The following is a 13,283-nucleotide window of genomic DNA, read 5'->3' as shown; positions in this document are numbered from 1 at the left end:
TTGCCGATCGCCCTCACGGCTCGCCGACAGCCCTCACGGCTTACCGACAGCCCTCACGGCTTGCCGATGATCTGCCGTACCGTCGTGCGGACCGACTCGCGCAGCCGGGCCCTCGCCTCGTCCGTGTCGCCGACCAGGATGCGCCGCATCTGCGGCATGGCCGTGTACCAGGCCGCCACGCCGAGCAGGATGAACGCCAGGTCGCGGGGCGGCAGGGCGGTGCCGATGGCGCCGCGCCGCTGGGCGTCGGCGAAGACCTCGGCCTTGCGGTCCCAGTGCGCGGTGCGCTCCTCCTCGCGCGGGATGGCGCCGGTGCCGTACTCCAGCCCCTCCCACATCAGCAGCCGCAGCAGCTGCGGGTGGGTGTCGTGGTACTCCAGGAGCCGGTCGACCCAGGCGTCCGGATCGTCCGCGTCGACCGGCATGTTGCGGGCGTGGTCGACCAGCCGCTTCTCCAGGACCTGCGCGAACAGCTCGCTCTTGTTGCCGAAGTAGGCGTAGATCAGCTGCTTGTTGGCCCTGGCCTCGCGGGCGATCCGGTCGATGCGGGCACCCGCGATGCCGTACGCGGCGAACTCGGCGGCCGCCGCTTCGAAGATGCGGGCCCTGGTGGCCGCGGGGTCCCTCGTCCCTGTCATGGAATCAGCGTAACCAACTGTTTGGTTGACACGGTGCGTGCCCGTGCCGAGACTGACAAGGACTTACAACCAACCAGTTGGTTGCTATCGGGGAGGAAGCCACCGCCGCATGTCCACCACACCGTCCGCCACCGCCCCCGTAACGCCCTCCGCCGCCGCGGGGCGCGGAACGCCGGCCACCGCACCCCGCGGCCGCACCGGGCCGCCACCCGGCCTGCTGCTCGCCGTCATCTCCCTGTGCACCGCGGTGACGGTCGCCAACATCTACCTCGCCGCACCGCTCCTCGGCCTGATCGCCCGCGGCTTCGGCGTCCCCGCGGCCGGCGTCAGCTGGATCACCGCGCTCTCCCAACTGGGCTACGCCATCGGCCTGCTGTCCTTCGCGCCGCTCGGTGACACCGCGAACCGGCGCCGGCTGATCGCCGTGCTCTCCGTCGTCACCGCCGCCGCGATGACCGTCGCGGGGCTCGCCCCGGGGCTGCCCGCGCTGGGCGCCGCGCTGCTGGTCGCCGGCGCCACGACCGTCATCCCGCAGCTCCTGGTGCCGCTGGTCGCCGAGCGGGCCCCGGCGGCGCGCCGCGGTCTGCACGTCGCGGCCGTGGTCGCGGGGCTGTTCACCGGCATCGTCGCGGCCCGGGTGGCGGGCGGCCTGGCCGGCCAGGCGTACGGCTGGCGCGCCGTCCTCGTCGGCTCGGCCGTACTCACCGTGCTGATCGGCTCGGTGACCGCCGCGCTGCTGCCGCCCGAGCGGCGCGAGGTCTCCGGTGCGCTGCTGACCCGGATCGGCCGGGGCGTCGCCCAGGTACCCGGCATGCTGCTCTCCTCCGCCGACCTGCGGCGGGCCTGCCTGCGCCAGGGCGGACTGTTCGGCGTGTGGAGCGCGCTGTGGACGGCGGTCGTCCTGCTGCTGACGGGCGCGCCGTACCACTTCTCGACCGCGACCGCCGGGCTCTTCGGCCTCTTCGGGCTGGTCTCGGCGATGGTGTCGCCGCTGGCCGGCGGGCTGATCGACCGCTTCGGCAGCGACCGGGTGGTGTCCGCCGCCTACGTACTCGCACTGCTCTCCGTGCCGTTCTTCCGGCTCGGCGGGCACCAGCTGTGGGCCCTGTGCGTGGCGGCCGTACTGGTCCACGCCGGCCTGGTCTGCGGCCAGGTCGCCAACCAGACCCGGGCCCTGACGTCCACCGGCTCGCCCGCCACGGCCAACACCGCCTACATGGTCGCGGCCTTCTTCGCCGGCGCCCTCGCCTCCGCGCTGACCGGCCCGGTCTACGCCCACTGGGGCTGGCCCGGCGTCTGTGCCCTGGCCCTCGTCTGGCTGGCCGCGGGCCGCTTCGTACCGCACGGCCGCACCCGCGGCTGAACACCTTCCCGCGGCGGGCACCTTCCCGCGGCGGGCACCTTCCGGCGGTGGCCGGGCCGCGGTACGCCCGGTAAGCCTGCGTTACGGGCCGCGGTACGCCCGGAAAGCCTGCGTTACGGGCCGCGGTACGTCCGGGGCGGGCCTCCCGGACGTACCGCTCCGCCGCTCAGCCCAGCTCTGTGACGTCCAGCCCGCCGTCCGCGTACTGCTTCCGCAGCACCTTCTTGTCGAACTTGCCCACGCTCGTCTTCGGGACGGCCGGGATGACCGCCCAGCGTTCGGGGAGCTGCCAGCGGGCGATGCGGCCCGCGAGGAAGTCCTTCAGCTCCTCGTAGCCGGCCGTGGCGCCCTCCTTCAGGACGACCGTGGCCAGGGGGCGCTCGCCCCATTTCTCGTCCGGTACCGCGACCACGGCCGCCTCGGCGACGTCCGGGTGGGCCATCAGATGGTTCTCCAGCTCGACCGAGGAGATCCACTCACCGCCCGACTTGATGACGTCCTTGGCGCGGTCGGTGAGGGTGAGGTAGCCGTCGGGCGTGATCGTGCCGACGTCCCCGGTGCGCAGCCAGCCGTCCGGGCTGAACTTGTCCTCGGGGCGGAACGCCTCGCCGTCCGCGCCCCCGTAGTACGCGCCCGCGATCCACGGTCCGCGTACCTCCAGTTCACCGGCCGACTCGCCGTCCCAGGGCAGGTACTCGCCACCGGGTCCGGCCAGCCGCGCTTCCACGGTGGCCGGGAAGCGGCCCTGCGTACAGCGGTAGCGCCACTCCTCCTCGCCGGTCACGCCGGCCGGCGGGTGCGCGACGCTGCCCAGCGGTGAGGTCTCGGTCATGCCCCAGGCGTGCACGACGCGGATGCCGTGCCGGTCCTCGAAGGCCTTCATGAGAGAGGGCGGACAGGCCGAGCCGCCGATGATCACCGTGGCCAGGCACCGTACGTCGCGCTGGGTGGCGTCCAGTTCGGCGAGCAGCCCCTGCCAGATGGTGGGCACCGCGGCGCCGATGGTGGGCCGTACGGTCTCGATCATCTCGGCGAGCGGGGCCGGCTGGAGGAAGCGGTCGGGCATCAGCAGCGAGGAGCCCGCCATGAAGGCGGCGTGCGGCAGCCCCCAGGCGTTCACGTGGAACATCGGGACGACCGGGAGCGCGATGTCGCGGCCGGTCATGGCGAACGCCTCGGCGTTGTTGACGTGCATCGAGTGCAGGTAGAGCGAACGGTGGCTGTAGACCACGCCCTTGGGGTCGCCGGTGGTGCCGGAGGTGTAGCAGAGCGCGGCGGCCTGCCGCTCGTCGGTCTCGGGCCAGTCGTACGTCTCGGGGCGCCCGGCCAGCAGCTCCTCGTAGTCGTGCACCCGCGCGGCGGTGCCCGCCAGGACGGAGCGGTCGCCGGGGCCCGCGACGACGATGTGTTCGAGGGTGGGCAGCTGCGGGAGCAACGGGGCGAGCAGCGGCAGCAGCGAGCCGTTCACGAGCACGACCCGGTCGGCCGCGTGGTTGACGATCCAGACCAGCTGCTCGGCGGGCAGCCGGAGGTTCAGGGTGTGCAGGACCGCGCCCATGGCGGGGATCGCGAGGTACGCCTCCAGGTGGACGGAGTTGTTCCACATGAGGGTCGCGACACGCTCGTCGCCGCGTACGCCCAGTGCGTCGTGGAGGGCGTGGGCGAGCCGCGCGGCCCGCGCGCCGGTCTCGCGGAAGGTCTGGCGGTGCGGCTCGCCCTCCCCGGTCCAGGTGATCACCTCGGACCTGCCGTGCACGGTGGCCCCGTGCGTGAGGATGCGGGTCACTGTCAGCGGTACGTCCTGCATCGTGCTCAGCACCGGGGCCTCCCGAAGACCGGTTACGGGCGAGTAGATTTCCGCTGATTCTGCTGCCGTACCGGTCGGTATGTCACTACCGCGCGGGAAAAACAGGCGTGTCTCCCATCACGGTGCTGTACCGCTGACGTGCGGAATCGCCCCGGGGGAACGCCCGGACCCGCCCGGAGCCGCCGGGCCCTCGGGCCGCCCGCGCCAGATCCTCAGGCCGCCCGCGCCAGATCCTCAGGCCGCCCGCGCCAGGTCCGGGTCCTCGCGGAGCTTGGCCAGCGCGCGGGAGACGGCGCTCTTGACCGTGCCCACGGAGACGTCCATCACCTCGGCGGTCTGCGCCTCGCTCAGGTCCTCGTAGTAGCGCAGCACGACCACGGCCCGCTGCCGGTCCGGCAGCCTGAGCACCGCCCGCCACATCGCGTCCCGCAGCACCTGCCGCTCCGCTGGGTCGGAGGCCGGCACGGGGCCCGGCTCGGGCAGCTCGTCGCAGGCGTACTCCTCGATCTTCCGCTTGCGCCACTGCGAGGTGCGGGTGTTCACCAGCGCCCGCCGCACGTAACCGTCCAGCGCCCGGTGGTCCTCGATGCGCTCCCAGGCCACGAAGGTCTTGGCCAGCGCGGTCTGGAGGAGGTCCTCCGCGTCGTTGGGGTTGGCGCTGAGCGAGCGGGCCGCACGCAGCAGCGCCGGGCCCCTGTCCCGTACGTACGCCGCGAACGACGGGAACGACGGGAGGGAGGGGCGCGACGAGAGCGACGGGAGCGGCGACGGCGGCGGGACCACCGCGGCGGTCGAAGCGCCCTTGCACACTGGCGTGGTCATGTCTTCCACGCTAGGAGCGCGGGCCCGGCCGGGGATCGGTCCAAGGTGCCGAAGCGGCCTCCGCCTCAGGTTGTACGGGTGGGGCTGACCCCACCTCCTCAGGGCGGAGCGCGCTCCCGCCCCCGTCAGGGTCCGCGCGCCGGAGCCCTCCTGGCCGGAGCACCCCGGCGGAGCGGCCGGTCACTGGATCACCGCGACCGGGGCGTCCACCCAGTTCCGGTCGATCCGCAGCTTGCGGCCGCCGTGCGACTCCAGCACATGGCCCGCGTACTGGTGGATCCGGCGGTTCGGGTGCCAGGCCTTCTCCGGCAGCCACTTCTCACCGTACGCCGAGGGCGGGACGCGCCAGCGCGCGAACCACATCACCGACGGCAGGTCGGTGTAGCCCTTCGCGCGCGCTTCCGCCAGGTGCCGCACACCGGAGTTCGCGCTGCTGTAGAAGCCCGCGATGTAGCCGAAGCGGCGTACCTCGCGGCTCCAGGAGCGGACGAAACGCAGCGTGACGTCCTTGCAGGACCGGTTCTTCAGGTCGTACGCCTCGATGTCCAGGTAGAGCGGGCTGCGCGGCATGATCCCGTACGCCCGGGCCCGCTTCACCGCCACCCTGGCCTCGGTCATGCCCTGCTGGTACGGATCGGGGCCGATGGCGTACCGCCGCTTGTGCTTGTTCTTCACGCACGGCGCCTGTCCGCCGAGGTAGACGGGCAGCACCCGCCAGCCGGCCCACTTCGCGCCCTGGAACCACTGCGGGCTGAGATTGTGCTGTTCGGGGCAGGCCCGGCCGTGGCCCGCGAAGTAGACGCCGATGGCCCGGTAGCGGGTGCCGCTCCAGGCCCGCAGCGAACTGACCGCGGGAGCCTCGCAGGTGTCGATCCCGAACCCCTTGTAGAGGTACGGGCCGGTCGCCGGGGCCTTGGCGGCGGCCTCGGTCGGAGCCGCCCGGCGCGGGGACACGGCGGCACCGTCGGCGGCCGCGGGGGCGGCCTCGGCCTCGGCCCGGCCGGCCCCGGGAGCCGCCGTCGTCCGGTCGTCACCGGCCGGGGCCGGAGCCAGCCAGGACGGGAGCAGCACCGCCAAGGCCACGGCCAGCCCGACGGCCGGCACCAGCGCCAGGAAGGCGATACTTTTTGCCGATTTTGTCCATCTCATACCGTGAGTGAAAAGGCCCCGCGGCAGCACCCGCTGCCGGACACGCCAGGGGCGTCGCCCGTTCAGCCGGATGCCGGTTCTGCGGGTCGGCCGTCCGCAGGGCCCCGTCCGCTTCGAACGGCAGCGGACCGGCCCCTTCAGGCGCGGGTGGCCGGGGCCTGCCGGGGGAGACCGGCCCCTTCAGGCGCGGTCCGCGCCCAGGACCAGGCCCGGGGTGGGGACGCCCGTACCGGCTGTGACCAGCACTGGGACGCGCCCGGCACCTGGTTCACGGACGTACCGCGGATCTACCGGACACCCTCCGCGATGCCGTTCATACCGTGCAGGTACGCCTCGCCCAGCTGCCCGCCGCGCGTGTTGAGCGGCAGTGCATCCGCCGCGACGAAGTCCGCCGCCTCCCCCGGCGCGCAGAACCCGAACTCCTCCAGCCGCATCAGCACGAACGGCGTGAAGTGGTCGTACAGGATCCCCACCTCCACCTCATGCGGCGCCGGCCCGCTGCCCCGCCACAACTGCCGTGCCACCACGCCCACTTCCGGCAGCCCGGTCAGGTCGTCCCGGTAGTAGCTCGTCATCTGCTCCTGCGCGCGGCCCGCGCCCTGCGCCGCCGCGGCGCTCACCGCGGGCGGACACCGCAGGTCACGGGCGCGCTCGGCGGAGGTCACCACGATCGCCTGCCCGCCGTCGGTCTCCTGGCAGCAGTCCAGCAGCCGCAGCGGCCCGGCGATCCAGCGCGATGCGGCGTGCTCGGCGACCGTGAACGGGTTGCCGTGGAAGTACGCCGCGGGGCGGGTGGCCGCGTACTGTCGTCCGGTGACGGCCACGTGCCCGAACGCCTCCGGCGTCAGCCCGTACGCGCGCAGGTACCGCTGCGCCGCCATGGCCACCCAGGAGGCGGGCGTGAGCAGCCCGAACGGCAGGTTCCAGCCGAGCGCCGCGCCCTCCGCCGACGGCTCGCGCCGCTGGACGCCCGCGCCGAAGCGGCGGCCGGAGCGCTCGTTGAACGCGCGGTAGCAGACCACCACCTCAGCGACGCCGGTCGCCACCGCCCTCCACCAGATCCGGCCGAGCCCACCCACAATTCAGCGGAACCAGCCTCCATCCGCGCGGAGTCGCCCCCAAGTACCGCCCCTTACCCCTGCGCACACACCAATGAGCGGTTCCTGACTGCTCGTCAGACACCGCTCACTGTCAAGGCACGAGAACGGGCGGCCGGCTCTCCCCAGGACCGGCCGCCCGTCGTCCTCAGGCCACCCGCCAGGGCACCCGAGGGGTCATCAGAGGACTCACCGGAGGACTCACCAGAGGTTGGTGAAACTCACCGTGGCATTGTCCTGATCGATGTGGGTGAAGCCCGGCCCGTTCACGCTCGCGGTGTTGTTCTGGTTGGACGCCCCGTCTCCATTGGCGACCTGCTGGGTCGTGGTGGAGTTGCCGTTGTTGTCGTTCCCTACGCCGGTGCCTTCCTGGCTCGCCGACACCGCCCCCGATCCACTCGACGCGAACGAGCCGTTGTCCGCGTACGAGACCCCGGCGAACAGGGCCGCTGCGAGCGGCAGAGCGGCTACGGCGGCGATGGTGCGAGCGGTACGGATGCTTGCCATGACTTTCCTCCTGCGGAACCACTTGGACGGGTATCCCCTGGGTGGTTGGCCGACCCCCCCGGGCCTCTTGCGTTACGACGTCGCGCCCCAGAACTGCCCAAGCGACGCACCCCGAACCGGCACCCCCCGCCGATTCCCCCGCAAGCGTGACCCTCCCCCGTCAAACGTCCCCATTGCCCCACACCAGGTGGTGCACTCGCCCCCGATCACCACCAAAGCCCCACCACCCACCGCCCCCGCACAAGAGGCACCCGCTCAACGCAGGCCCCCCTCCTCACCTGCGACATCCATCTCGCCAGCCGCGGAGGCTGTGGGAGGTCACCCCCAGTGGCATTGCCGCCATGACAGCTTTCAAGGTGCCCGGCGCGTGCCCCTGGAGAAGGAGAAAGATCACCGAGAACCCTCTGGTCCTGGCTGCGGCCGTCGCTGAACGCGTGGTAGAGCCCGTACCGCTTGAAGCTGTCGCCACCGCTAATCACAGCTTCGTGAGAAACGACATCGGTCCATTCGGCGAAGTTGATCGCCCGCTGACCGTCTGACGTCAGGTGAACGTGCGCCGCGAGCAGGCCCGGCGCCGGCACGACGGATCCCTCCACGTCGTCCGCTGCTACCTCACTCACCACAAGACAGAAGCCCCCGACCGAATTGCCGGTCAGGGGCCGTCTAGGTGCGGAGGCTGTGGGATTTGAACCCACGGTGGCGTTGCCGCCACGACAGTTTTCAAGAGAAGGCTGCTTACCGGGCTTCTATGGTCACTGACCAGATACTTCGCACGTCCGGACTTGACCATGCCGCGGTCTGGGCCACACATGGTCCACAGTCGCCCGTGACGCAGCCGACTCGCGAACGCGCCCATTCGGCTGCCTCCGACTCAGAACCGGCAGACTTACAGCGAGCCGTACCAGCCGTGATCCGGGCGTTTTCCTCAACGTGGCCTGCTCGGGGGGCACCTGGGGGAATTGGTCCTCTCCTGGCCCTCTCCGCCTGCGGATCGTGTACCGACGGAAGCCCCCACCCAATCCGAGCACCCCTCGCGCTTCCGCTGAATGTCACACGTTGTCGTCGAGATCGTCCCGCGCCATTTCCGTGGCTTCCTGACCCGCGTGTTCGAGATCGATTGTTGTAGTTGCGGTATCCAGTTGCTGTACAGGCTCAAAGTCCTTACGGGCACGGGCCAAGCCATCGCGGGCGTTGAGGATGTCGGGGTGGTCGGGACCGAGCACACGCTCGCGATCCGCCAAGACCCGCTCGCGCAACTCAAGAGCCTCCCCCGCCCGGCCAGCCTCAAAGTAGGAGACGGCGAGGTTATTGCAGGCCCTGAGCGTGTCGGGGTGGTCGGGACCGAGCACACGCTCGCGATCCGCCAAGACCCGCTCGCGCAACTCAAGAGCCTCCCCCGCCCGGCCAGCCTCAAAGTAGGAGATGGCGAGGTTATTGCAGGCCCTGAGCGTGTCGGGGTGGTCGGGACCGAGCACACGCTCGCGATCCGCCAAGACCCGCTCGCGCAACTCAAGAGCCTCCCCCGCCCGGCCAGCCTCAAAGTAGGAGATGGCGAGATTGCTACGGACGCTGATGGTGTCGGGGTGGCCAGGACCGAGCAGGCGCTCGCTGTCGACCAAGACCCGCTCGCCCAGCTCAACGGCCTCCCGCGTGCGGCCAACATCACTGTAAAAAAGGGCAAGGTTATGGCGGGCGTTCAGGGTGTCGGGATGGTCCAAACCGAGCAGGCGCTCGCGATCCGCCAAGACCCCCTCGCACAGCTCAAGGGCCTCCCCTGCGCGGCCGGCCTCGCTGTAACCAAGGGCCAGGTTACTGCGGGCGTTCAGGGTGTCGGGATGGTCCGAACCGAGCAGGCGCTCGCTGTCAACCAGTAGCCGCTCGTACAGCTCAAGGGCCTCCGGCGTGCGGCCGGCCTCGCCGTAGGAGACGGCGAGGTTGTTACGGGCGCTGAGAGTGTCAGGGTGGTCGGGACCGAGCACACGCTCGCGATCCGCCAAGACCCCCTCGCGCAACTCAAGAGCCTCCGCCGCGCGACCAGCATCACCGTAGGAGACGGCGAGGTTGCTGCGGGCGATGAGAGTGTCGGGGTGATCGGGACCAAGCACACGCTCGCGATCCGCCAAGACCCGCTCGCCCAGCTCAACGGCCTCCCGCGTGCGGCCAACGTCACCGTAGGCAAGGGCGAGGTTGTTACGGGCGATGAGAGTGTCGGGGTGGTCGGGACCAAGCACACGCTCGCGATCCGCCAAGACCCCCTCGCACAGTGCAAGAGCCTCCTGGAAGCGGCCGGCATCACTGTAGGAGACGGCGAGGTTGCTGCGGGCGGTGAGAGTGTCCGGGTGATCGGGACCCTGAGCCTCTTGGCTCTGGCGCAGAGCCCTTTCGTCGTACTCGACTGCCTGCTCGTAAAGGCCCACTGCTGTCAGGCTGCTGCTGACCTGGTAGACACACTGGTGTGTGGTGGGTTCCCACAGGCAGAGGGAAGCATGGTGGCCAAGCACCATGGCGTTGGCGCGTAGGGCTGCGGCTAGATCTTGGTCGTAGTGATCGAGATCGGGCCAGAGCGCGAGGATCGCGTCAGCCGCAGTCCGGGCCATCACGCGCAATCCCTGGGGCTGGATCGCCTCGCGTATGGCCCGAGCGGTCAGGGCATGGACACGGATCGGTGCCTGGGCGGTGTCCTGTGCGATGAGAGCGTAGGTGCGCAGGCACTGCAAAGCGGCCTCGATGTCGTTATCGCTGACTGAGGGCTGGTGTCTACGCAGCCAGCGACGCCGACCGGGGCGTGACCTGAGCAGGTAATCCCTCACGGGCGGTGTGGTCCACAGGTCGGCGGGGTGGCCGAGTGGATCCAGGAGGGAGATGAGCTCCAGAAGCGGGCGAGCGAGGCGGGTGGTATCGGCGGCCTGCACGGCGTCGAGGGAGACCAGCAGAGCCGTGGTGACGGGGCGTCCGTAACCCTCGGTGTCGGCGTTCGCCGGCAGGAGATCGCTCAGCTTGTTGCCGGTATCGCGGAAGCGGTCCAGGTACTCGTCGATGCCGCACCGTTTATTGATCATGTAGGCCGCGGCGTGGCCAAGGGCCAGAGGTAAGCGACCGAGTTCCTCAGCCAGCGGGTCAACCTTTTCGGCGTCGTAGAGGTGAGGGTGCCCTGCATCGGTGAGGCGCCGACGGAGGTAGGCGCGGGCTTCCTCGAGGCTGTAAAGATCCAGGCGGATCAGTTTGCGGCCCTGGCCACTGAGCAGGGCATCGCTGCGCCGAGTAGTGGCAAGGACCCAGCCGTTTCGATGGTTGCCGTCGGGCCACCACGGATCGACGGCTTTCGGATCGGTGATGTCGTCCAGCACGATCAGCCAGCGCCGCTCGGTGGTGGGCAGCCAGGCCAGGAACGCCTCGGCCGCAGCGGCGATGTCGCCTGTGGCCTCTCCCGCAAGGCCGAGTCGACTGGCGGCATCAGCATAGGCGGTGATGATCTGGTCGGACTCGGTGGCATTCGCCCAAACCAGCAGATCCAAACCACTGTCCGTCGACCGCTCCTGATCACGCAGCTCTCGGGCCAGGGCGGCGGCGAGCTGGCTCTTGCCGACTCCGCCGTCACCGGCCAGAACCTGCGAGAGCACCACGCTGCCACTCTCGCGGCGGGCCTGAGTGATGGACTCACGGACCAAGGTGCGCGGCTGAAAAGCTGCGGCCAGCCGCGGGACGGTCCCCACCCATATCGGCCACTCGACTTCATGCTCTTTCGCTGGCGCCATTTGGATCACGTCGCCGGTGACCTGAGTGATGTTCCCCCGCGTGCGGGCGCTCTGTCTCATGCGGCGTTGTGCCAAGCCCTCATGCACTACTGCAGTCCCCCTTCAGGCGCGGTTACCGCCGACCTGGTCAATGTCGCCCCCACCACGCGCCTTTTGCCGGATGCTCTCCCGCAAGGCACGACGACGAGTCGTCGGCACTGCACCTCGGTCGCCCGCCGTCTGCTTGATGTTTCCCCGCCCACGGGCCGTCTGCGACACGGTGCGCATTGGGGGGCTACTCGCCGGGCCGGTGCCAGCCTGGGAAGCCCACCAACTCAGAGCCGCCAGAACACCAGCCGCGAATACGCCCGCGACGGGGCCGATGACATCCCAGGGATCATTGCCGCCATCGGACAGCATCGCCCAAGGCACCGCTACAACGAGGAACGCCGCGATCGAAGCGGCCACCGCCACAGCCCACCGCGCTACTGCCTGCATCCCATCCCCCGACGACCATCCTCGCCAACAGTCCCGGACACCATGCTGGCACACAGCACCCCGCCTGCACGCACACATGCAAGACACCGCACGCGAAGACAGCAGATACTTGACCACGCAGCCGGCAGAGCCGTTCGCCTGGGGCCTCCCTCCGGCGGCATCCTCATAGCCGAAGGCTGATAGGTCCACGCGGGGCCAAGAGCTTTGAGGACCGCTCCACCACCGATTTCCGAAAAGAGCCAGCTTCGATGACCTGACTGCCGACAGGCGAGCGCCCTCAGGTCAGGTGCGAGCGCTTCGCCTTGGGCCATTTTTGTGGTTCTGTAAGTACACTCGGGCCCGCAGGATCCGCACATTCAACTGCTTCGCGGCCAGAAACGTGACCAACCGGAGACGCAATGGATAGTGCAATTCATCACCGCTGGTTGCGGGCCGTCGAGCGGGACATGCAGCAGGAGTACTTGAGACTGCACGAAGCTGCCCGATCGGACCCTCAGCGCGCTGGACACGGGGGCGAGGGAACCTGGAAGCGCATGCTCACAGAGTGGCTTCCCCCGCAGTACGAGGTAGCAACAAGGAAGTACATCCTCCCGGAAAAGCCGGATGGGGATGTTTTCGAGACCGACTTGGTGGTCTTCCGTCCCAACTACCCTCATGCATTGAGGGCTCGGGAAGAAGTCCTGGCGAGCGGTGTCGCGGCCGCCTTCAGCGTAAAGCTGACGCTTAACCGCGAGGGCATCAGAGACGGATTCGAACGCGCTGCGAAGATTCAGCAGGGAAACAAGCCCAGAACCGGATCTCCGAGACAGGAGATCACTGGGCCTTTCCCCGTAGGGCTTCTCGCACATTCACATTCATGGAGAGGAGGTGCGCCGACGCAACAAATGAAGGTATACACCACCTGCATAGAGATGGGCGAGAAATATGCCACCCACCCGCGCGACATCATGGACCTTCTATGCGTCGCCGACCTGGGGGTGTGGTGCACTTCCCGAATGCCCTTTTGCCCTCCTGAAATGATTCACCATTTGGCCCCGGACGAAGCAGAGCGACATGAACATGGCGCAGCCATGAGCTGCATCATGCGGATGGGGATGGACAATTCCCCGACGGTGGCTGTACTGATTGCCAATCTATACGCGCGCCTCGCCTTGACAGATCCAACGATGCAACCCCTCGCAGAGGGTTTCAACGCTTTTGGTGAATCCAGCGGCGGAGGCACTCCTCGCTTCTGGGACCTGGATGCGACTTTCACCGAAAAGGTGAAATCGAGCCTGATCACCGGCGTCAGGGAGGACCAGGACGACAACTGGAGAAAATTTTACTGAGATAACCTCTACGACAGCGAGATGAGGGCCAGTTGGTGGGATCGGGGGGACACTCGTGGCCCTGATCCACATCCTGACCAGCGCGCCTACGTTTGCTTTCTGAGCGGGCCGACTCGACGTCAGTGACGCACTGAGCCGGGGCCGCTTGCCAGTCGCGACCTGGCCCCGGAGGTGTCTCCGCGGCTCACGCGGTTTCGAGCAAGTGGCGACCGTCGTGGGCACGTACATGAGGGGCCGTGGCGGCGTTCAAAGCGTCGAGAACGCGCACCGCATAGACCTCGGCCATCCTCGCCTCGACCTCAGTAGGAGTCAGCGACGAACAAGGCCCCACCTAACCGGG

General features: G+C 69.3%; 9 protein-coding genes and 2 pseudogenes. 3 read left to right on the top strand and 8 right to left on the bottom strand.

Going from position 1 to position 13,283, the window contains the following annotated elements:
• Positions 1–53 precede the first annotated feature (53 nt).
• Complete coding sequence (locus AAC944_RS19550; RefSeq protein WP_030615565.1) at positions 54–638, bottom strand: TetR/AcrR family transcriptional regulator; 585 nt, start codon at positions 636–638, stop codon at positions 54–56.
• Positions 639–747: 109 nt separating this feature from the next.
• On the opposite strand from AAC944_RS19550, the gene AAC944_RS19545 reads away from it, so the two are divergent.
• Positions 748–2,001: an MFS transporter gene (locus AAC944_RS19545; protein ID WP_030615548.1), complete on the top strand. Its 1,254-nt coding sequence runs from the start codon at positions 748–750 to the stop codon at positions 1,999–2,001.
• A 166-nt stretch (positions 2,002–2,167) separates the two neighbouring features.
• Here the strand turns inward: AAC944_RS19545 and AAC944_RS19540 are convergent, their stop codons facing one another.
• The 5 genes and pseudogenes from AAC944_RS19540 to AAC944_RS19520 form a co-directional block, all read right to left on the bottom strand.
• On the bottom strand, positions 2,168–3,820 hold the full coding sequence (locus AAC944_RS19540) for a long-chain fatty acid--CoA ligase (protein WP_030615545.1): 1,653 nt from the start codon (positions 3,818–3,820) through the stop codon (positions 2,168–2,170).
• 222 nt (positions 3,821–4,042) lie between these two features.
• A complete protein-coding gene (locus AAC944_RS19535; RefSeq protein ID WP_030615541.1) occupies positions 4,043–4,630 on the bottom strand; it encodes a SigE family RNA polymerase sigma factor in 588 nt (195 codons plus the stop codon).
• Positions 4,631–4,810: 180 nt separating this feature from the next.
• Positions 4,811–5,779 (bottom strand): DUF1906 domain-containing protein, encoded by a 969-nt coding sequence (locus AAC944_RS19530; RefSeq protein ID WP_030615538.1) that lies wholly within the window; start codon positions 5,777–5,779, stop codon positions 4,811–4,813.
• Positions 5,780–5,959: 180 nt separating this feature from the next.
• Positions 5,960–6,828: pseudogene (locus AAC944_RS19525) on the bottom strand (thiolase C-terminal domain-containing protein); the annotation flags it as partial.
• A gap of 249 nt (positions 6,829–7,077) precedes the next feature.
• Positions 7,078–7,383 carry a hypothetical protein gene (locus tag AAC944_RS19520; protein ID WP_030615534.1) on the bottom strand — a complete coding sequence of 102 codons (306 nt, stop codon included), beginning with the start codon at positions 7,381–7,383 and terminating at the stop codon, positions 7,078–7,080.
• 341 nt (positions 7,384–7,724) lie between these two features.
• Here AAC944_RS19520 and AAC944_RS19515 point away from each other — a divergent pair, with 341 nt between their 5' ends.
• Entirely contained in the window at positions 7,725–7,922 is a 198-nt protein-coding gene (locus AAC944_RS19515; RefSeq protein ID WP_196943021.1) for a hypothetical protein, read from the top strand.
• Between the two features lie 510 nt (positions 7,923–8,432).
• Here the strand turns inward: AAC944_RS19515 and AAC944_RS19510 are convergent.
• Complete coding sequence (locus AAC944_RS19510) at positions 8,433–11,198, bottom strand: tetratricopeptide repeat protein (protein WP_368396356.1); 2,766 nt, start codon at positions 11,196–11,198, stop codon at positions 8,433–8,435.
• An 815-nt stretch (positions 11,199–12,013) separates the two neighbouring features.
• Between AAC944_RS19510 and AAC944_RS19505 the strand changes: the two genes are divergently transcribed.
• A complete protein-coding gene (locus tag AAC944_RS19505) occupies positions 12,014–12,943 on the top strand; it encodes a DUF6602 domain-containing protein (protein WP_368396355.1) in 930 nt (309 codons plus the stop codon).
• Positions 12,944–13,127: 184 nt separating this feature from the next.
• On the opposite strand, the pseudogene AAC944_RS19500 reads toward AAC944_RS19505, so the two are convergent.
• Positions 13,128–13,262, bottom strand: a pseudogene (locus AAC944_RS19500) (DNA mismatch repair protein MutT); the annotation flags it as partial.
• Between the last annotated feature and the right edge of the window lie 21 nt (positions 13,263–13,283).

The sequence above is a fragment of the Streptomyces sclerotialus genome, assembly GCF_040907265.1.
Taxonomy (GTDB): domain Bacteria; phylum Actinomycetota; class Actinomycetes; order Streptomycetales; family Streptomycetaceae; genus Streptomyces; species Streptomyces sclerotialus.
This window is presented reverse-complemented; position numbering and strand designations above follow the sequence as displayed.